The 17,499-nt window shown below is 65.3% G+C and carries 18 protein-coding genes and 1 pseudogene; 8 read left to right on the forward strand and 11 right to left on the reverse strand.

What is annotated here, in order from left to right:
* Positions 1–131: 131 nt before the first annotated feature.
* The 7 genes from GGD61_RS11165 to GGD61_RS11195 form a co-directional block, all read right to left on the reverse strand.
* A complete protein-coding gene (locus GGD61_RS11165; RefSeq protein WP_092253687.1) occupies positions 132–821 on the reverse strand; it encodes a response regulator in 690 nt (229 codons plus the stop codon).
* The gene (locus GGD61_RS11170; protein ID WP_183230691.1) at positions 818–3,541 is read right to left on the reverse strand and encodes a sensor histidine kinase KdpD; all 2,724 of its coding nucleotides are present in this window, start codon (positions 3,539–3,541) and stop codon (positions 818–820) included. Before GGD61_RS11170 ends, GGD61_RS11165 begins: the two co-directional genes overlap by 4 nt.
* A gap of 40 nt (positions 3,542–3,581) precedes the next feature.
* Positions 3,582–4,187, reverse strand: a complete 606-nt coding sequence (locus GGD61_RS11175; RefSeq protein WP_092253691.1) for a K(+)-transporting ATPase subunit C — start codon at positions 4,185–4,187, stop codon at positions 3,582–3,584.
* 56 nt (positions 4,188–4,243) lie between these two features.
* Positions 4,244–6,358, reverse strand: a complete 2,115-nt coding sequence (gene kdpB / locus GGD61_RS11180) for a potassium-transporting ATPase subunit KdpB (RefSeq protein ID WP_092253693.1) — start codon at positions 6,356–6,358, stop codon at positions 4,244–4,246.
* A gap of 18 nt (positions 6,359–6,376) precedes the next feature.
* On the reverse strand, positions 6,377–8,080 hold the full coding sequence (kdpA, locus tag GGD61_RS11185; RefSeq protein ID WP_092253695.1) for a potassium-transporting ATPase subunit KdpA: 1,704 nt from the start codon (positions 8,078–8,080) through the stop codon (positions 6,377–6,379).
* Between the two features lie 112 nt (positions 8,081–8,192).
* Complete coding sequence (locus GGD61_RS11190) at positions 8,193–8,282, reverse strand: K(+)-transporting ATPase subunit F (RefSeq protein ID WP_049814895.1); 90 nt, start codon at positions 8,280–8,282, stop codon at positions 8,193–8,195.
* Positions 8,283–8,293: 11 nt separating this feature from the next.
* Complete coding sequence (locus tag GGD61_RS11195) at positions 8,294–8,452, reverse strand: hypothetical protein (RefSeq protein ID WP_177236946.1); 159 nt, start codon at positions 8,450–8,452, stop codon at positions 8,294–8,296.
* Between the two features lie 326 nt (positions 8,453–8,778).
* On the opposite strand from GGD61_RS11195, the gene GGD61_RS11200 reads away from it, so the two are divergent.
* From GGD61_RS11200 to GGD61_RS41235, 3 genes are read left to right on the forward strand one after another with little or no spacing between them, the layout of a single operon-like run.
* Entirely contained in the window at positions 8,779–9,246 is a 468-nt protein-coding gene (locus GGD61_RS11200; protein WP_092253697.1) for a hypothetical protein, read from the forward strand.
* Between the two features lie 27 nt (positions 9,247–9,273).
* Positions 9,274–9,465: a hypothetical protein gene (locus tag GGD61_RS11205; protein ID WP_092253699.1), complete on the forward strand. Its 192-nt coding sequence runs from the start codon at positions 9,274–9,276 to the stop codon at positions 9,463–9,465.
* Positions 9,466–9,470: 5 nt separating this feature from the next.
* Positions 9,471–9,599, forward strand: a complete 129-nt coding sequence (locus GGD61_RS41235) for a hypothetical protein (RefSeq protein ID WP_256375091.1) — start codon at positions 9,471–9,473, stop codon at positions 9,597–9,599.
* Here the strand turns inward: GGD61_RS41235 and GGD61_RS11210 are convergent.
* The gene (locus GGD61_RS11210; protein ID WP_092253701.1) at positions 9,596–10,177 is read right to left on the reverse strand and encodes a TetR/AcrR family transcriptional regulator; all 582 of its coding nucleotides are present in this window, start codon (positions 10,175–10,177) and stop codon (positions 9,596–9,598) included. The genes GGD61_RS41235 and GGD61_RS11210 overlap by 4 nt on opposite strands.
* Before the next feature lie 86 nt (positions 10,178–10,263).
* Here GGD61_RS11210 and GGD61_RS11215 point away from each other — a divergent pair, with 86 nt between their 5' ends.
* The 3 genes from GGD61_RS11215 to GGD61_RS11225 all read left to right on the forward strand — a co-directional run bounded on the left by GGD61_RS11215 (position 10,264) and on the right by GGD61_RS11225 (position 13,317).
* A complete protein-coding gene (locus GGD61_RS11215) occupies positions 10,264–11,004 on the forward strand; it encodes a crotonase/enoyl-CoA hydratase family protein (RefSeq protein ID WP_183230692.1) in 741 nt (246 codons plus the stop codon).
* 69 nt (positions 11,005–11,073) lie between these two features.
* Entirely contained in the window at positions 11,074–11,709 is a 636-nt protein-coding gene (gene upp, locus GGD61_RS11220; RefSeq protein WP_092253704.1) for a uracil phosphoribosyltransferase, read from the forward strand.
* Between the two features lie 33 nt (positions 11,710–11,742).
* Positions 11,743–13,317, forward strand: a complete 1,575-nt coding sequence (locus GGD61_RS11225) for an AMP-binding protein (RefSeq protein WP_183230693.1) — start codon at positions 11,743–11,745, stop codon at positions 13,315–13,317.
* 33 nt (positions 13,318–13,350) lie between these two features.
* On the opposite strand, the gene GGD61_RS11230 is transcribed toward GGD61_RS11225, so the two are convergent.
* A complete protein-coding gene (locus GGD61_RS11230; RefSeq protein ID WP_183230694.1) occupies positions 13,351–14,517 on the reverse strand; it encodes an acyl-CoA dehydrogenase family protein in 1,167 nt (388 codons plus the stop codon).
* A 181-nt stretch (positions 14,518–14,698) separates the two neighbouring features.
* On the opposite strand from GGD61_RS11230, the gene GGD61_RS11235 reads away from it, so the two are divergent.
* On the forward strand, positions 14,699–15,202 hold the full coding sequence (locus tag GGD61_RS11235) for a MaoC family dehydratase (RefSeq protein WP_338313716.1): 504 nt from the start codon (positions 14,699–14,701) through the stop codon (positions 15,200–15,202).
* Positions 15,202–16,045, forward strand: a pseudogene (locus tag GGD61_RS11240) (HpcH/HpaI aldolase/citrate lyase family protein). The gene GGD61_RS11235 and the pseudogene GGD61_RS11240 overlap by 1 nt, the downstream one beginning before the upstream one ends.
* Positions 16,046–16,091: 46 nt before the next feature.
* Here GGD61_RS11240 and GGD61_RS11245 read toward each other — a convergent pair.
* The gene (locus GGD61_RS11245; protein WP_049814890.1) at positions 16,092–16,475 is read right to left on the reverse strand and encodes a hypothetical protein; all 384 of its coding nucleotides are present in this window, start codon (positions 16,473–16,475) and stop codon (positions 16,092–16,094) included.
* 147 nt (positions 16,476–16,622) lie between these two features.
* Positions 16,623–17,414, reverse strand: a complete 792-nt coding sequence (locus GGD61_RS11250) for a fumarylacetoacetate hydrolase family protein (RefSeq protein WP_092253710.1) — start codon at positions 17,412–17,414, stop codon at positions 16,623–16,625.
* Between the last annotated feature and the right edge of the window lie 85 nt (positions 17,415–17,499).

Here is a 17,499-nt window from a genome sequence, read left to right on the forward strand (position 1 = left end):
ACTGCTCGCCCAGCACTCGATATCGTAGGGTGGGCAAAGCGAAGCGTGCCCACCACCTTTATCAAAATCGCGAGAATGGTGGGCACGGCGCTTTGCGCCTTTGCCCACCCTACGACTGTCGAAGTCGGAGCCTAATCCCCCGCCTTCAACCGGTACCCGATCCCCGTCTCGGTCAGCACATATTGCGGCCGCTCGGGATCAGCTTCGATCTTCTGGCGGAGCTGGCGGACATAGACGCGCAAATACTGCGCGTCGGTCAATTCGTCCCACAGCTCCTTCAGCAGAAAGCGGTGGGTGAGCACCTTGCCGGCGTGCTGCACCAGCACGCGCAGCAGGTCGTATTCCTTCGGCGACAGCTTTATCTCACGCTCGCCGGCCTTGACGATGCGGCGGACGAGATCGACCGAGAGATCGCCGCTGCGAAACACCGGGCGCTCGCCCTGGACCTGGAGCTGGTGCCGCAGCGCGGCGCGCAGGCGGGCCAGAAGCTCGTCCATGCCGAACGGCTTGGTCAGATAATCGTCGGCGCCGAGATCGAGCGCCTGCACCTTGCCGGCTTCGTCGCCGCGGCTCGACAGCACCACGATCGGCACGCCTTCGTTGCGGGCACGGATGGTGCGCAGCAGTTCGTGTCCCTGCACGTCGGGCAGGCCGAGATCGAGGATGATCAGCGCGGGCTCCTCAACGAGCTTCTCCAGCGCGATCTTGCCGTTCGACGCTTCCAGGATCTCATAGCCTTGCGTCGTCAGCCCCATCCGCAGCAATTTGCGGATCGGCGGCTCGTCGTCGATGACCAGGACCTTGATCGGCGCAGCGCTCATGCGGCGGTATCCAATGCGCGGCTCTCTGCCGGAACGGGAAGACGGATGGTGAGGACAGCGCCACTGCGGTCGCTGCGGTTGGCGGCCGAGATCGTGCCCCGCATCGCCTCGACGAAGCCACGCGAGATGGCGAGCCCGAGCCCCGTGCCGGGACGGACATGATCGCCTTTCTGCACACGGTAGAACTTGTCGAACACGCTATCGAGCTCGTCAGGCGGAATGCCGGCCCCCTCGTCCGCGATCTCGAGCACGACATGATCGCTGTCACGCCGGCTGCGGATCGAGATGGTGGTCTCGGGTGGCGAATATTTCGCGGCATTGTCGAGCAGGTTGAACAGCACCTGCTCGAACAGCACCGCATCGAGCTGCAGCATCGGCAGATCGGCGGCCAGCACCAGCTCGACCTCGTGCGCGGTGAGAATCTTGGCTGCACGCCGCAGCGCGCTACCCACGATCTCGCTGAGATCATGTAGCGCCGCGTTGGGCACGATGGCGCCCGATTCGAGCTTGGTCATGTCGAGCAGGTTGGCGATGAAGCGGTTGAGCCGCTCGGATTCGTCGATCACGGTCGCGAGCAGGTCGCGCTTCTCGGTGTCGGAGAGGGCGCCGGCGAGATCGCGCATGGTGGAGGCCGCCCCCAGCACCGAGGCGAGCGGCGTCTTCAGATCATGGGAGATCGAGGTCAGGAGCGCCGAGTGCAGCCGCTCGGACTCGACGGTGCGCTTGACGCGGTCCATGTCCTCGACCAGCAGCACGCGCTCGACCGCCAGCGCGCCCTGATCGACCAGCGCGTCAAGCAGGCGGCGCTGGTCCGGTGTCAGCAGCGGACCGGTACGGTCGTCGTCGATGCCGATGACGCCGATCGGGCCGCGCCCGGTGCGCATCGGCAGGAACAGCCGCTTTGCACCCGGCAGCGTATCCGAGCCGCGGCCGGCGGGGCGGTCGTTGCTCCAGGCCCAGTTGGCGGCGGCAAGATCGGCCTGATCGAGCTCGTCCTCGGGCGGATAGCCGGATTTCACCGTGAGCAGACCTTCTTCCGGCAGCAGCAACACCACCCGGACTTTCAGCATCAACGCGATCTGGTAGGCCGTCGCCCACAGCACATCGTCGAGCGTCGCGGTGCCGGCGAGCTTGCGGCTGAAGGCGTAGAGCTGCTCGCTCATCCTGATCCGGCCGATGGCGGCATCGGCCTGGGTGCGCACGCGCGCCGCGACATTGGAGACAATCATCGCGACCACCATGAACAGCACGAAGGCGGCGACGTTGGTCGGGTCGGTGATCGTGAAGGTGTGGATCGGCGGCAGGAAGAAGAAATTGTAACAGAGCGAGGCTGCGACAGTCGCCAGCAGCGACGGCCATAGTCCGTAGCGGACCGCGACCGCCACCACCGCCGTGAGTAGCACGAGGTCGACGTTCTCGATGCCGAACCGCGGCTGAATCAGCTCGGCGGCGCCAAGGCCGATCAGCACGATGCCGAGCGCCTTCAGATATGGCAACGGATTGAACGGCTCGGACCGCACGGCGGTTTGCACCGCCGTCTTGGGCGCCGCTTCGCCCGGCAGCTCGTCGCCGGCGATGACATGAACCGTGATGTTGCCGGCGCGGCGCACCAAATCGTGCACGACGGAGCCGCGTGTCATCTCGAACCAGCGCGAGCGGGTCGACTTGCCGATCACGATCTGGGTGACGTTGTTGCCTTGCGCGAAACTGACGACGTCATCGGCGATGCGGCGACCGACCGCCGGAATCGTCAACGCCTCGCCGCCGAGCGATTCCGCGAGCCGCAGCGTATCGGCCAGCCGGTCGCGCTGCTCGTCGGACAATTGCAGCGATCGCCGCGTCTCGATCGAAACCGCGGTGAATGGCGCATGCAGCCGGTCGGCCAGCCGCTTGGTGTAGCGGACGAGACCGGCCGCGCGCGGATCCTCGCTGACGCAGACGAGAATGCGCTCGCCCGCAGCCCAGGGCCCGGGAATCGCATTGGCCTGCATGTGGTTGAGGAGCTGCTCGTCGACCCGCTCCGCCGTGCGGCGCAAAGCGAGCTCGCGCAACGCCGTCAGGTTCCCCGGCGAGAAATAATGCTCCAGAGCACGCTCGGCCTGCTTGGGCACATAGACCTTGCCCTCCTTGAGGCGCTGGATCAAATCGTCGGGCGTGAGGTCGATCAGCTCGATCGCGTCGGCGCGATCGAACACCGAGTCCGGCACGGTCTCGCGCACCCTGACATGGGTGATCTGCGCGACGACGTCGTTCAGGCTCTCGATGTGCTGGATGTTGACGGCGGTGTAGACGTCGATGCCGTGGGACAGCAACTCCTCGACGTCGAGATAGCGCTTGGGATGGCGGCTGCCCGCCGCATTGGTGTGGGCGAGCTCGTCGACCAAAGCAATCTGCGGCCGACGCGCGATCACCGCATCGAGGTCCATCTCTTCGACGATCTGCCCGCGATAGTCCAGCCGCTTGCGCGGGACCATCTCGAGCCCGCGCACCAGCGCCTCGGTCTCGGCGCGGCCGTGGGTCTCGACGAAGCCGACCACGACGTCGATGCCGGACTTGCGCTTGGCGTGAGCGCTTTGCAGCATCTCGTACGTCTTGCCGACGCCGGGGGCGGCGCCGACAAAGATCTTCAGCTTGCCGCTCGCGCTCCCTTCCCGCCGCGCCGCTTCCAGCAGCGCCTCGGGCGACGGACGTTGTTCGGGATCGCGGCGCTCTCGGACCATTTTTCCAATATAATCAACTGCGTGACGCGAGCCTAGACCGCTACTTGGCGGCGGCGCGATCCAGCGAGAGATTCAGTGCCAGAACGTTAACCCTGGGTTCGCCAATCAGACCGAGCAAGCGGCCTTCGGTATTGGCGGTCACGATCTGCTTGACCTGATCCTCCGGCATATTCCGCGCCTTGGCCACGCGCGGCACCTGGAATTGCGCCGCTTCCGGCGAGATATCAGGATCGAGGCCGCTGGCCGACGTCGTCACCAGGTCGACCGGCACGGTAGCGCTCGGATTCTCGGCCTTGAGCTTGTCTACATCTTCCCTGAGCCGGTCGGCCAGCGCCTTGCTGGTCGGGCCGAGATTGGCGCCGCCCGAATTGGCGGCGTTGTAGGGCGCGGGCACCGTCTTGGTCGAATCATTGGGGTCCGGCGCAACCGTCGCCGAGGGACGGCCGTGGAAGTATTTGTCGTCCCTGAACTCCTGCCCGATCAAGGCGGAGCCGATCACCTTGCCGTCCTTCTCGATCAGGCTGCCTTGGGCCTGCGCAGGGAAGAGCGCGCCGGCGATGGCCGTCATCGCCAGCGGATAGGCAAGGCCGGTGATGGCCGTGAGCACCAGCAAGAGGACGATGGCGGGGCGGATTTCTCTGAGCATGTTGGTCTCCTAAGTCTTCGTCATGGCGCGCGGCGCCTTGCGCCGCGCCAGGACGGTCAAGCCAGGTGCAAGGCGGTGACGACGAGGTCGATTGCCTTGATACCGATGAAGGGAATGACGATGCCGCCGAGGCCGTAGATCAGGAGGTTGCGCCGGAGCAGCGCGCCGGCACCGACCGCGCGGTAGGCAACGCCCTTCAGCGCCAGCGGAATCAGCGCGATGATGATGAGTGCGTTGAAGATGATCGCCGACAGGATGGCGCTCTGCGGGCTCGACAGGTTCATGACGTTGAGTACGTTGAGCTGGGGATAAAATGCCAAAAACATCGCCGGAATGATCGCAAAATACTTTGCGACGTCATTGGCGATCGAGAACGTCGTCAGCGCGCCGCGCGTCATCAGAAGCTGCTTGCCGATCTCGACGACCTCGATCAGCTTGGTCGGGTTGGAATCGAGATCGACCATGTTGCCGGCCTCGCGGGCGGCCTGGGTGCCGGTGTTCATGGCGACACCGACGTCGGCCTGCGCAAGCGCCGGCGCGTCATTGGTGCCGTCGCCGCACATCGCAACCAGCTTGCCCTTGGCCTGCTCGTCGCGGATCAGCTTGAGCTTGTCTTCGGGGGTGGCTTGCGCCAGGAAGTCGTCGACCCCTGCCTCCGCTGCGATGGCAGCCGCCGTCATCGGGTTGTCGCCGGTGATCATGATGGTGCGAATGCCCATGCGGCGCAGCTCGGCAAAACGCTCGCGGATACCGCCCTTGACGATGTCCTTGAGCTGGATGACGCCGAGCAGCTTGCCGTCCCTCGCGACCGCCAGCGGCGTGCCGCCGGACTTCGATACTTCATCAGCAATGGCCTGGATCTCGCGACCGAGGTCCGACAATGCCGCCGGCTGGATCGCCCGCGCGGTGTTGCCGGAGGCGACCGCCATCGGTGCGCCGCCGCCGACATAGTTCAGCATCGCATCGACCGCGCCCTTGCGCACCGACGAGCCGCCGGCATCGACGCCGCTCATGCGGGTCTGCGCCGTGAACGGGATGAAAGTCGCGCCAAGCTCCGCCATGTCGCGGCCGCGGATGCCGTATTTCTCCTTTGCCAGCACCACGATGGAACGGCCTTCCGGCGTCTCGTCGGCAAGCGAGGCGAGCTGAGCTGCGTCGGCGAGCTCCTGCTCGGTCACGCCGCGCACTGGGCGGAAGGCGGTCGCCTGGCGGTTGCCGAGCGTGATGGTTCCGGTCTTGTCGAGCAGCAGCGTGTCGACGTCGCCGGCAGCCTCGACGGCGCGGCCGGACATCGCCAGCACGTTGAAGCGCACCAGGCGGTCCATGCCGGCGATGCCGATCGCCGACAACAGCGCACCGATCGTGGTCGGGATCAGCGTCACGAACAGCGCGACCAGCACGATCACCGAGATCGAGCCGCCGGCATAGGCCGCGTAGCTCGGAATGGTGACGGTGGCGAACACGAAGATGATGGTGAGGCCGGCGAGCAGGATGTTGAGCGCGATCTCGTTCGGCGTCTTCTGCCGCTCGGCACCCTCGACCAGCTTGATCATGCGGTCGATGAAGGTCGAGCCCTGGGCCGCCGTGATGCGGACTCGGATCCAGTCGGACAGCACCTGCGTGCCGCCGGTCACCGCGGAACGATCGCCGCCGGATTCGCGAATGACGGGCGCGGACTCGCCGGTGATGGCGGCCTCGTTGACGGAGGCGACGCCCTCGATCACCTCGCCGTCGGAGGGAATGGTGTCGCCGGCCTCGACCAGCACGATGTCGCCGACCTTCAGGCTCGTACCCGGTACCAGCTCGAAGGCCCGGCCGACACCCGTCAGGAGCTTGGCCTGGCTCTCGGTGCGGGTCTTGCGCAGCGAGTCGGCCTGCGCCTTGCCGCGGCCTTCGGCCACCGCTTCGGCGAAATTGGCGAACAGCACCGTGAACCAGAGCCAGACGATGATCTGGAAGGTGAAGCCGAGGCCTGAGCCGCCGGTGACGACGTCGCGCAGGAAGATCACCGTCGTCAGCGCGGCCACGATTTCGACCACGAACATCACGGGGTTCTTCACCATCAGCCGCGGGCTGAGCTTGGTGAAGGAGGCGCGGATCGCAGGCATCACGATCCCAGGGTCGAGCATTGCCGAAACGGCAGCACGTTTTTGCAGTTTCATCGTATCCATGGAGGTCACTCCAGACAATCAGAAGAGGTTGCCGGCGTTCATCGCCAGATGTTCGACGATCGGGCCGAGCGCGAGCGCCGGGAAGAAGGTCAGGCCGCCCATGATCAGGATGACGCCGGCGACGAGGCCGACGAACAGGCCGCCGGTGGTCGGGAACGTGCCCGTCGACGGCGGGATCGACTTCTTCTCCGCGAGCGAGCCCGCGATCGCCATGGCGGGGACGATCATGAAGAAGCGGCCGACGAACATCGCGCTTGCGAGCGTGAGGTTGTAGAAGAAGGTGTTGCCGGTGAGGCCTGCGAAAGCCGAGCCGTTGTTTCCGGCCGCCGAGGTGAAGGCATAGAGCACTTCGGTGAAGCCATGCGGGCCGGCATTCGCCATCGAGGCGACGGCCGCCGGATAGACCACGCCGACGGCGGTCCAGCCGAGGATCATCAGCGGCAGCACCAGGATGGCCAGCATCGCCATCTTGACCTCGCGGGCCTCGATCTTCTTGCCGACATATTCCGGGGTGCGGCCGACCATCAGTCCGGCGACGAAGATCGCGAGGATGACGAACAGCAGCATGCCGTACATGCCGGCGCCGACGCCGCCGACGATGATCTCGCCGAGCTCGATGTTGATCAGCGGGATCATGCCGCCGAGCGCGGTGAAGCTGTCATGCATGGCGTTGACGGCACCGCACGACGCGGCGGTGGTGACGACCGCGAACAGCGAGGACGCGACGATGCCGAAGCGGACCTCCTTGCCCTCCATGTTGCCGCCGGTCAGGCCCAGCGCGTGGAGCATCGAGGTTCCGTTCGCTTCCGCCCAATAGGTGATGGCGACGCCTGCGACGAACAGCACGCCCATCACGGACAGGATCGCCCAGCCCTGGCGCTGGTTGCCGACCGTACGGCCGAACACGTTGGTCATTGCGGCGCCGAGCGCGAAGATCGACAGCATCTGCACGAAATTCGACAGCGCGGTCGGATTCTCGAACGGGTGCGCCGCGTTGGCGTTGAAGAAGCCGCCGCCATTGGTGCCGAGCATCTTGATCGCCACCTGGGAAGCGACCGGGCCGAGCGCAATGGTCTGCTTGGCGCCTTCGAGCGTGGTCGCCTCGATATACGGGCCGAGCGTCTGCGGGATGCCCTGCCAGACCAGGAACAGCGTGTAGACGACGCAGATCGGCAGCAGCACGTAGAGCGTGCAGCGGGTGACGTCGACCCAGAAATTGCCGACTGTGCGCATCGAGGCGCGCGAGAAGCCGCGGATCAGGGCCATCGCCAGCACGATGCCGGTTGCGGCCGACAGGAAGTTCTGGTGCGTCAGGCCGAGCATCTGGACGAGATAGGACAGCGTGCTCTCGCCGCCGTAGTTCTGCCAGTTGGTGTTGGTGATGAAGGAGACCGCGGTGTTGAAGGAAAGATCCTCGGCGACCGCGCCCTGCCCGGCCGGATTGAAGGGCAATACGGCCTGAAGCCGCATCACGCAGTAGATGACGAGGAAGCCGCCAACATGGAACAGCAACATGGAGACCGTGTAGGTCAGCCAATGCTGCTCGCGCTTCTCGTCAACGCCGGAAATCCAGTACACGCCGGCCTCGATCGGGCGCAGCACCGGCGACAGGAACGTCCGCTCGCCGTTAAATACGCGCGTCATGTACCAGCCGAGCGGCTTGGTCAGCGCAACAATAATGGCGCAGAACAGAATGATCTGGAGCCAACCGATCACAGTCATGGAATCAACCCTTCAGGCTTGGTGTCCGGCGCAACAGGGGCAGGAGCACCGTTAGCAGGCAGGCGACGAGCACAGTGTCCGCCAGCAGCAATTCGACGAGCAGCAGCACGGGTCAGAACCGCTCGGGCCGCAGCAGCGCGTAAGTGAGGTAGAGCAGCAGACCGAACGAGACGGCACCGGCGAGCGCATAATCGAAGATCATGGGTTGCTCCGTCACAGCCGTTCGCAGGCGTAGGTGTAGCCGATGGCGAGGGCGAAGAAGACGAAGCCCAGCGCCAGCATCAGAATGTCCATCATCGGATTGCTCCTCGTTGCGTCGCTTAAGTCCGGCGCAACCTTCTCTCGGTGACCCGGCTGGCTCGCGAAGGACATGGAAGGCACGTCCACGCATGACAGCCGGGACTTTTGACCGTGCTGAAATGCCAGCGCAGGCATAGGTTTTCGAGATGAGGCCTATGGCGAAGATATAGGAATCTCATAAAAGCGGCGGTGCTGCTCGCGAGGCAACCTCACTGTCGTCCCGGACAAGCGAAACGCAGATCCGGGACGACGGTGGAGAATGGCGAGCCACCCCGCCTCTCCCGCACTTATGAAATCCCTATATCTCCCCCCTCTTCCCCATCTCGTTTTCAAATGCCTTTGGGGCCCATCCTGGCAATGCCGGCCGACTGACCGACACCAATTCCAGGAGGCCTGACATGACCGCCCCTCTCCGACGCCTCGCCCCACCTTCCCTCGACCAGCAGCTTCGCGCGGCACCGGCGATGACCCGGCCGTTGATGCTCGACATCATTGCGCACGCCTGCCGGCGCGTCCCCTCACTCGGCCAAGGCGAACGCGCCGCACGCATCATGCGCCTGATCGACGTTGAAGCCTGGGCCGATGTGGCGCTGGCGCTGATCGAGCTCGAGCTGCCGATGTGGCAGGTCCGTCGCCTCGCCTATGACGAGGGCGAATGGCATTGTGCGCTGTCGCGCGAACGCGAGCTGCCGGACTGGCTGGATGCCGCTGTCGAGGCGCGCCATTCCGACCTCGCGCTGGCTCTGCTGTCGGCCTTCATCGAGGTCCGGACATCGGCTGCGGACGTGCCGCGGCCAAGCGTTCCTTCCGTTCGTCCCCTGCTGGATCCGCTGTGCGAGCCAGCCGTCTGCGACAATTTCAGTTGAAGCCTCCTGACAGAAGGATCCCGGAAAATGCCGATGCTGACACATCGCTTTGAACAATCGCTTCACTGGGCCCAACGCCAGTCAGGGCTCTCGAAGATGCGCAGAGCCCGGCTCGAGCGCCTCGCGCTGCATGCGCTGACCGTACTCTCGATGGGCAGCGTTCTCACCGCCCTGATCGCGCTAAGAGCCGCCATCTATTTCTGGCATCTCGGGGATTGACCACCATGCCGCTCCTCAAGGGAAATCTCGAGCATGTGGTCACAATCACCATCCTGACCATGACGCTGAGCCTGATCTGGGGCGCGATCCTGACGCTCGTGATCACGCTTGTCGCGCGCGGGCTCGGCGTCTAGTTCCTCGCTTCCCGCTCGATCAGCCGCGCCAATTCCGCCGCGGTGACCTCGATCGGCCGGCCGCTGCGCTCGACCCGGGCCTGGATCAACGCGCCCTGGAGCGCCGACGTGCAGAGCACCGCAAGCGTTTCCGCGCGAGATCTGACGAAGCCGTCAGCGACAAGCTTGTCGCGCAGGATCGACAGTCGCGCCGCATAGGCCTTGCGGCCGGCATCGGACAAGGCGCGCTCGCGCGGCGCAAGCTCGAGCAGCACGGTCGTAATCGGGCAGCCGTTGCGAAAGCCGGAGCCCTGCATCCAGCCCGCCAATAGTCTTGCATGCGCTCGCAAGAGGTCGGCGGTCGAGCCGCACTCTTCCGCGAGCCTGGCGACCGTCGCCGCGACGCGGCGGCCCGCCTCCTCCACGGCCGCCACCGCGATCGAGGACTTTCCATTCGGAAAGTAATGGTAGAGCGAGCCCTTCGGCGCACCGCTGACGTCGACGATGTCGTTCAGCCCGGTCCGGGCATAGCCCTGGCGGCGGAACAGTGTCACCGCGGCATTGATGATGGGCTGGCGGTGTTTTGGCACGGCCGGCATGGCGCTCTCCCCCCTCGCACGAAATTATATTGATTGGTCTACATCAGCCTCCGACAGTCAAGCCTGGTTCATGACAGGAGAGGCAAATGCCAATGGGAGTGAGTTTTGAGGTGAGCGACGGCGTCGCGCGGATCGGGCTCGACGACGGCAAGGTCAATGTGATGTCGACCACGATGCTGGGCGAGATCGGCGCGGCCTTCGACCGGGCCGAAAAGGAAGCCGAGATCGTGGTGCTGCGCTCGGCGCGGCCCGGCATCTTCTCGGCCGGCTTCGATCTCAAAGTGTTCGGCTCGGGCGATGCCGCCAAGAGCCTCGAGATGGTCCGCGCCGGCGCCGAGCTTGCGCTGCGGCTGATGTCGTTTCCGCATCCGATCGTCGGCGTGATGGAAGGTCACGCCTTTCCGATGGGGGCGTTCCTGCTGCTCGCCTGCGACGTCAGGCTGGGCGCGCGCGGACCGCATCGCATGGGGCTGAACGAGGTCGCGATCGGCATCGCGCCGCCGAGCTTTGCCATCGAGCTCGCGCGCAGCCGCCTGCATCCGGCCTGGCTCAGCCGCACCGTCACGCTCGGCGAGATGTACGAGCCCGAGGAGGCGTTGACCGCCGGCTTCCTCGATCGGGTGGTTGCGCCCGAAGCCGTCGACAAAGCCCTTGAGGAGATCGTCGCGGCGTTGCGCGCGATCCACAAGCCGTCGCATGCGACCGCGAAGCAGCGCCTGCGCCAACCGGCCACGGACGCGATGCGGATTGCGATCGACCGTGAACTGACCATGGCTGCCTATGAGGCGAGCAACCGGGCGCGCAGCGCGGTGGCGATGCCCGGTTGACGCCGCCTGTCCGACGGAAAAGACCCGGCCGATCTGGCGCAATTCCAGGGAAACGTGTAGAGCGGTTTCATGAGCATCAGCACCGTCAACGTCGTCGCCCACCCCCTAGTCCAGCACAAGCTCTCGCTGATGCGGGAGAAGGATCGCTCGACCAAGAGCTTTCGCGAGATCCTGAACGAGATCGGGATGCTGCTCGGCTACGAGGTGACGCGTGATTTGCCGCTGGAGCTGGTCGATATTGAAACGCCGATCGCACCGATGCAGGCGCCCAAGATCGCCGGCAAGAAGCTCACGCTGGCGCCGATCCTGCGCGCCGGCGTCGGCTTCCTCGACGGCATGCTGGCGCTGATGCCCTCGGCGCGCATCGCCCATATCGGGCTCTACCGCGACCCCGAGACGTTGCAGGCCGTGGAATATTACTTCAAGGCGCCGCAGGACCTGTCCGACCGCGCCGTGATCCTGATGGATCCGATGCTGGCGACCGGCAACTCGGCCTGCGCCGGTGCCTCCCTGCTCAAGGCCCGCGGCGCCCGCGACATCCGCTTCGTGTGCCTTCTGGCCGCGCCCGAGGGCATCGCCCAGTTCCAGAGCGAACACCCGGACGTGCCGATCTGGACCGCCGCGATCGACGAGCGGCTCAACGACCACGGCTACATCGTGCCGGGCCTGGGCGATGCCGGCGACCGGATGTTCGGCACCAAGTAGACAGGTTGGCGCGATCGGGTTACTCCCCTTGCCATGAGTGCCAATGCGTCTTCGCTGCAATCGCTGATCCGGACCGAGGCCGCCGCCAATCCCGCCTTCGTATGCGACGGCACGCCAGTCTCGCGCGCGGAATTGGCAGCCAAGATCGAGGCGACCGCGGCCTGGCTTGCGGCACAAGGCATCGGCAAGGGCGACGTGGTCGCAGTCTGGCTGGTCAACCGGATCGAATGGGTCGCGCTGCTATTCGCCGCCGCAAGATGTGGCGCGATCGTCGCGGCCGTCAATACACGCTACCGGAGCGCGGAAGTCGCGCATTTGCTTCGTTTGTCCGGCGCCAGGCTGATGGTGGTCGAGGCCGCATTCCGCTCGGTGGATTTTGCCGCGATCCTCACCGACATCGCCAAGGACGAGGTGCCCGCGCTGCAACGGCTCGCGGTGATCGGCGCGGATGCGATCCCGGCGCACTGGCCCTGTGTGCGGTTCGATGCTTTCGACAGGCCTTATCCGCCCGTCCCGCTGGCCCAGGACAACATCGACCTGCCGGTGCTGCTCTACACGACATCGGGCACCACCAAGGGGCCGAAGCTCGTCGCGCATTCGCAGCGGACGCTCACCACGCACGCGAGCTGCGTTGCTCGCGCGCTGCAGCTTCATCCGCAGCGTCATTCGCTGCTGGCCATGCTGCCGTTCTGCGGCACCTTCGGCATGACGAGCCTGCTCGGCTTCGTCGCGGCGGGTGCGACCGTCCACGTGCTCGACGCCTTCGAGGCGGCGCCGGCGCTGAAGATCCTCGGCGAGCACAAGATCACGCACGCCTTCGGCTCCGACGAGATGTTCCGGCGCATCCTCGCCCTCACCGATGCACCCCGGCCGTTTCCGCATCTGGAAGTCTGCGGCTTCGCCGCGTTCCAGCCTGGCTGGCGCGAGCTTGCCGCGGAGGCCGAGGCGCGCGGCCTGCCGCTGTTCGGCCTCTACGGGTCGAGCGAGGTTCAGGCCCTATTCTCGATCGCCCGCCCCCTCGATGCCTTCGCCGACCGCATCGAGGGCGGCGGCTGGCCGATGTCGGCCGACGCAAAGGTACGCGTGCGCGACACCGAGACCGGCGAGCTTGCGGCTAGCGGCATTTCCGGCGAGATCGAGATCAACGCGCCGTCAAGTTTCCTCGGCTATTTCAACAATCCGGATGCGACGCGCGATGCGCTCACCGCGGACGGGTTCTTCCGCACCGGCGACATCGGCCGACTGCGCGGCGACGGCTCCTTCGTCTACGAGACCCGCGCGGGCGATGCCATGCGGCTCGGCGGCTTCCTCGTCGCGCCCGGCGAGATCGAGGACGAGCTCAAATCATGTGCCGGTGTGGCCGACGCCCAGGTGGTTGCAGTCGATCTCAAGGGTCAGGCGCGCTGCGTCGCCTTCGTAATCCCGGCGAAGGAGACGCCAATGCAGGAGACGCTGGTCGCGCGCCTGCGGGAGCGGCTCGCCGGCTACAAGGTCCCGGCCCGGATCTATGTGGTGGAGGCCTTCCCGGTCACCGACAGCTCCAACGGCGTGAAGATCCAGCGCGCCAGGCTTCGCGCCATGGCGATGGAGCGGATTGCCGCCGAATAGGCGAGCCTATTTGGTTTGCGCCACAAGGCTCGTTCAGTACGACTTCGCGAGCCCCAGCACCTTCTCCGCGATGAAGCTGAGCGCGAGCTGCGGGCTGACCGGCGCGATGCGCGGGATCAGCACTTCTCGCAAGTAGCGCTCGACGTGGAATTCCTTGGCGTAGCCGAAGCCGCCGTGGGTCATCACGGCCTGCTCGCAGGCCGAGAAGCCCGCTTCGCCCGCAAGGTATTTTGCGGCATTGGCTGAGGCGCCACAGGGCATGCCCTTGTCATATTGCCAGGCCGCCGACATCACCATCAGCCAGGCCGCCTCGAGCTCGACCCAGTTCACCGCGAGCGGATGCTGGATGCCCTGGTTCTTGCCGATCGGACGGTTGAACACCACGCGCGTCTTGGCATATTCAGTGGCGCGCGCCAGCGCCAGCTTGCCGAGGCCAACCGCCTCCGCCGCGATCAGGATGCGCTCGGGGTTCATGCCTTCGAGGATGTACTGAAAACCCTTGCCCTCTTCGCCGATGCGATCCTCCATCGGGATCTCAAAATCTTCGAAGAACAGCTCGTTGGAATCGACGATCTTGCGGCCCATCTTCTCGATCTCGTGGACCTTGATTCTGGTGCGGTCGAAATCGGTGTAGAACAGGCTGAGGCCGTGGGTCGGCGAGCGCACCTCTTCCAGCGGCGTGGTGCGGGCCAGCAACAGGATCTTGTGCGCGACCTGCGCGGTCGAGATCCACACCTTCTGGCCGTTGACGATGTAACGGTCGTTCTTGGCGACCGCACGGGTCTTCAGCTGCGTGGTGTTGAGGCCGGTGTTGGGCTCGGTGACGGCAAAGCACGCCTTCTCGCGGCCCTCCACCATCGGCGGCAGCATGCGCCTTCGCTGCTCCTCGGTGCCGAACACGACCACCGGATTGAGGCCGAACACGTTGATGTGCACGGCGGATGCGCCAGACATCCCGGCGCCGGACTCGGCGATGGTGCGCATCATGATCGCAGCTTCGGTGATGCCGAGCCCCGAGCCGCCATATTCCTCCGGCACGCAGATGCCGAGCCAGCCGGCGTCGGCAAGCGCCTTATGAAAATCGTGCGGGAAGCCGCCGTCGTGGTCCTTCTTCAGCCAATAGGCATCCGGAAAGCCTTCGCAGATCTTGGCGATGGCGTCGCGAATGGCTTCCTGCTGATCGGTGAGCGCGAAATCCATGATCTTGATCTCCGTCTTGGGAGCCGCGACCGCGCCATCTCCCGTCTCTTCGCGTTCCCCGCTCAAAGGCCGTGGCCGCTTGCGTCGCGCCCTGACGTGCCCTTGCCTGGGTTCTTAGCTCGAAAAACCGCGTACAGATACGTGAATTTGTCTATCAACTGTGTCTACCATGCATAGGGTCATGCGACGTAAAGCGATGAGCGCGCCGTTATTTCGCAGGGAGGAAACCGCGATGGCCGGACTTTATTTCGAAGACTTTTCCGTAGGCCAGGAGTTCAGGCATCCGCTGACCCGGACCGTCACGGAGATGGACAACACCATGTTCAGCTTGCTGACGCTCAATCCGCAGCCGCTGCATATCGACGCGCATTTCGCCGAAAAGACCGAATTCGGTCAGCGCATTTTCAACAGCCTTTACACCCTCGGCATCATGATCGGCATGACGGTCTATGATACGACCATGGGGACCACCGTTGCCAATCTCGGCATGACCGACGTCACCTTTCCAAAACCGGTTTTCCATGGCGATACGTTGCGGGCGACGACAAAGGTGCTCTCGGTGCGGGAATCCAAATCGCGGCCCAAGGCCGGCATCGTCGAGTTCGAGCACCATGCCTTGAACCAGAACGACGAGATCGTCGGCAAATGCCGCCGCATGGCGATGATGCACAAGAGGCCGGTCTGATGCGTTCGATGCTGTTCGTGCCGGGCGATTCCCCGCGCAAATTCGAGAAGGCGAGCGAAGGCAAGGCCGACGCGCTGATCATCGACCTCGAGGATTCCGTCGTCACCGAGAAGAAGGCGGAGGCGCGCGGGTTGACGCTCACGATGCTGAAGGGCCGCCCCGGCCCGCACCAGCTCTATGTCCGCGTCAACGCGCTCGACACCGGCATAACGCTCGCCGATCTCGCCGCGGTGATGCCGGGCAAGCCCGACGGCATCGTGCTGCCGAAATCGCAGGGCGGTGATGACGTAAGGCAGGTCGCAACCTGGCTCGAAGCCCTAGAAGCCGCGGCCGGCACGGAGCTGGGCTCAACCCGCATCGTTTGCGTGGCGACCGAAACCGCGGGCTCGATCTTCGGCCTCGGCAGCTACAAGGGCTGCTCCCCTCGCCTCGCCGGCCTCATGTGGGGCGCGGAAGATCTCTCGGCTTCGCTCGGCGCCACCGAAAAGGCGTCCGGCGGCGTGTTCCATAGCCCCTATCGTCTCGCGCGAGATCTCTGCCTGATGGCGGCGGCCGCGGCCGAGGTCGCGCCGATCGATACCGTCTATACGGACATCGATAACCTCGCCGGCCTAAACACGCGCGGCGCGCCGCGACGGGTTTTCCGCCAAGGCGCTGATCCATCCCAAGCATGTCGACGTCGTCAACGCCGCCTTCGCGCCGACCGAAGCCGAACGCACCTGGGCGGAGAAAGTGATCGCGGCGTTTGCCAGCAATCCCAATTCCGGAACGCTGCGGCTCGACGGCCAGATGATCGACAAGCCGCATCTTCGCGCCGCGAAGAAGATCCTCGGCCAGCCCTAGGGCAGCCGGGGGCTGCGGCCGAAGGCGTCGGCTCGAAGCTGCGGCCTTAGTCGAACCCCTGAACCGGCGGCGCCGAGGCTTGCGCCGGAGCGGCGGGAGCGGCCTGAACCGGCGGAGCCGGATTGCCAGCAGCTCGCATCTGACCGTTGGCTGCCATCGCCTCGCGGGTGCGCGTCGGGCTCCTGGTCGCGGCCGCGCGGCGCGGCGGCGGCCGATGTCCTGCCGAGTGCGAACCTCTCATACCCCAGGACCGAGCGATCGAAGGTCCGGCAGTGTAGCCGATCAAGGCTCCGGCAACCGCCCCGACCGGGCCCAGCACGACCGCGCCGGAGACGGCACCGAGTGCTGCATCGCCGGCGCGCTCCTGCGCAACCGCGCTCACGGGCACACACGCCAGCATTGCGACAGCAGTAATCAGAGCCTTGGTCATCGGAGCGCCTCCCTCGCGGGAAATCACTCGTTCCCAAATATGGCCACAGGAGGTTCGCTTGCCGGCCAACAAATGGCAATCGGCGGGTGGAACTCCCCTGGCGCAGGGCTGCCGCCGCCAACCGGCGGTTGCGACGGCGGCGTGGAACTACACGATCTTGATCGACATATCAGGCAAGCCCTCGAGCTTGCACAGCAGCACGTCGCCCTTCACGACGGGACCGACATTCTCCGGCGTGCCGGAATAGATGATATCGCCGGCTTTCAATTCGAAGGCTTCCGACAGCTTTGCGATCTGCTCGGCCACGTTCCAGATCATCTTGCTGAGATCCGAGTTCTGCTTCACCGTGCCGTTGATCGCCAGCGAAATGGCACCCTTCTCGAAATGGCCGGTCTTGCTGGCCGGGTGAATCGGGCCGATCACCGCGGCGTGGTCAAAACTCTTGCCGATCTCCCAGGGCTTCTTCTCCGCGGCCATGCCGTTCTGGAGGTCGCGCCGGGTCATGTCGAGGCCGAGCGCGTAGCCATAGACGTGGTCGAGCGCCTTATCGACCGGGATATTGGTGCCGCCTGATTTCAGGGCGGCGACAAGCTCGACCTCGTGATGATAGTTCTTGGTCAGTGACGGATAGGGATGATCGGCGACCTCGCCGACCGCGACGTTCTGGATCGCGTCCGTCGGCTTCTGGAAGAAGAACGGCGGCTCGCGGTTGGGGTCCGAGCCGCGCTCGATCGCGTGCGCGGCGTAGTTGCGCCCGATGCAGTAGATACGGCGGACCTGAAACACCTGGCTCTCGCCGACGATCGGGATCGTCACCATCGGCACCGGAAAGACCGGCTTCGGTCCGGCCTGCGCTGCGGCCGGCGCCGCTTCGGCTATCCCCGCCGCGGTCATCGCGGCCGCGGCAGTGAGCACGTCACGTCGAGACGTCTTCGTCATGGTTCTGTTCCCTGGCTTGGGGGAAGTTTCCTCGAGGGCGTTCTTAGAACCAAACGGTCCGCAGGCCAATGGCCCGGCTGCTGCA

The organism is Bradyrhizobium sp. SBR1B (genome assembly GCF_014198205.1).
In the GTDB taxonomy this organism is placed as follows: domain Bacteria; phylum Pseudomonadota; class Alphaproteobacteria; order Rhizobiales; family Xanthobacteraceae; genus Bradyrhizobium.

What these genes read in the sequence shown, in the direction of transcription:
- GGD61_RS11165 (WP_092253687.1), bottom strand. Translation starts at nt 821, where the DNA reads ATGAGCGCTGCGCCGATCAAGGTCCTGGTCATCGACGACGAGCCGCCG.
- GGD61_RS11170 (WP_183230691.1), bottom strand. Translation starts at nt 3,541, where the DNA reads ATGGTCCGAGAGCGCCGCGATCCCGAACAACGTCCGTCGCCCGAGGCG.
- GGD61_RS11175 (WP_092253691.1), bottom strand. Translation starts at nt 4,187, where the DNA reads ATGCTCAGAGAAATCCGCCCCGCCATCGTCCTCTTGCTGGTGCTCACG.
- kdpB (WP_092253693.1), bottom strand. Translation starts at nt 6,358, where the DNA reads ATGGATACGATGAAACTGCAAAAACGTGCTGCCGTTTCGGCAATGCTC.
- kdpA (WP_092253695.1), bottom strand. Translation starts at nt 8,080, where the DNA reads ATGACTGTGATCGGTTGGCTCCAGATCATTCTGTTCTGCGCCATTATT.
- GGD61_RS11190 (WP_049814895.1), bottom strand. Translation starts at nt 8,282, where the DNA reads ATGATCTTCGATTATGCGCTCGCCGGTGCCGTCTCGTTCGGTCTGCTG.
- GGD61_RS11195 (WP_177236946.1), bottom strand. Translation starts at nt 8,452, where the DNA reads ATGTCCTTCGCGAGCCAGCCGGGTCACCGAGAGAAGGTTGCGCCGGAC.
- GGD61_RS11200 (WP_092253697.1), top strand. Translation starts at nt 8,779, where the DNA reads ATGACCGCCCCTCTCCGACGCCTCGCCCCACCTTCCCTCGACCAGCAG.
- GGD61_RS11205 (WP_092253699.1), top strand. Translation starts at nt 9,274, where the DNA reads ATGCCGATGCTGACACATCGCTTTGAACAATCGCTTCACTGGGCCCAA.
- GGD61_RS41235 (WP_256375091.1), top strand. Translation starts at nt 9,471, where the DNA reads ATGCCGCTCCTCAAGGGAAATCTCGAGCATGTGGTCACAATCACCATC.
- GGD61_RS11210 (WP_092253701.1), bottom strand. Translation starts at nt 10,177, where the DNA reads ATGCCGGCCGTGCCAAAACACCGCCAGCCCATCATCAATGCCGCGGTG.
- GGD61_RS11215 (WP_183230692.1), top strand. Translation starts at nt 10,264, where the DNA reads ATGCCAATGGGAGTGAGTTTTGAGGTGAGCGACGGCGTCGCGCGGATC.
- upp (WP_092253704.1), top strand. Translation starts at nt 11,074, where the DNA reads ATGAGCATCAGCACCGTCAACGTCGTCGCCCACCCCCTAGTCCAGCAC.
- GGD61_RS11225 (WP_183230693.1), top strand. Translation starts at nt 11,743, where the DNA reads ATGAGTGCCAATGCGTCTTCGCTGCAATCGCTGATCCGGACCGAGGCC.
- GGD61_RS11230 (WP_183230694.1), bottom strand. Translation starts at nt 14,517, where the DNA reads ATGGATTTCGCGCTCACCGATCAGCAGGAAGCCATTCGCGACGCCATC.
- GGD61_RS11235 (WP_338313716.1), top strand. Translation starts at nt 14,699, where the DNA reads ATGCGACGTAAAGCGATGAGCGCGCCGTTATTTCGCAGGGAGGAAACC.
- GGD61_RS11245 (WP_049814890.1), bottom strand. Translation starts at nt 16,475, where the DNA reads ATGACCAAGGCTCTGATTACTGCTGTCGCAATGCTGGCGTGTGTGCCC.
- GGD61_RS11250 (WP_092253710.1), bottom strand. Translation starts at nt 17,414, where the DNA reads ATGACGAAGACGTCTCGACGTGACGTGCTCACTGCCGCGGCCGCGATG.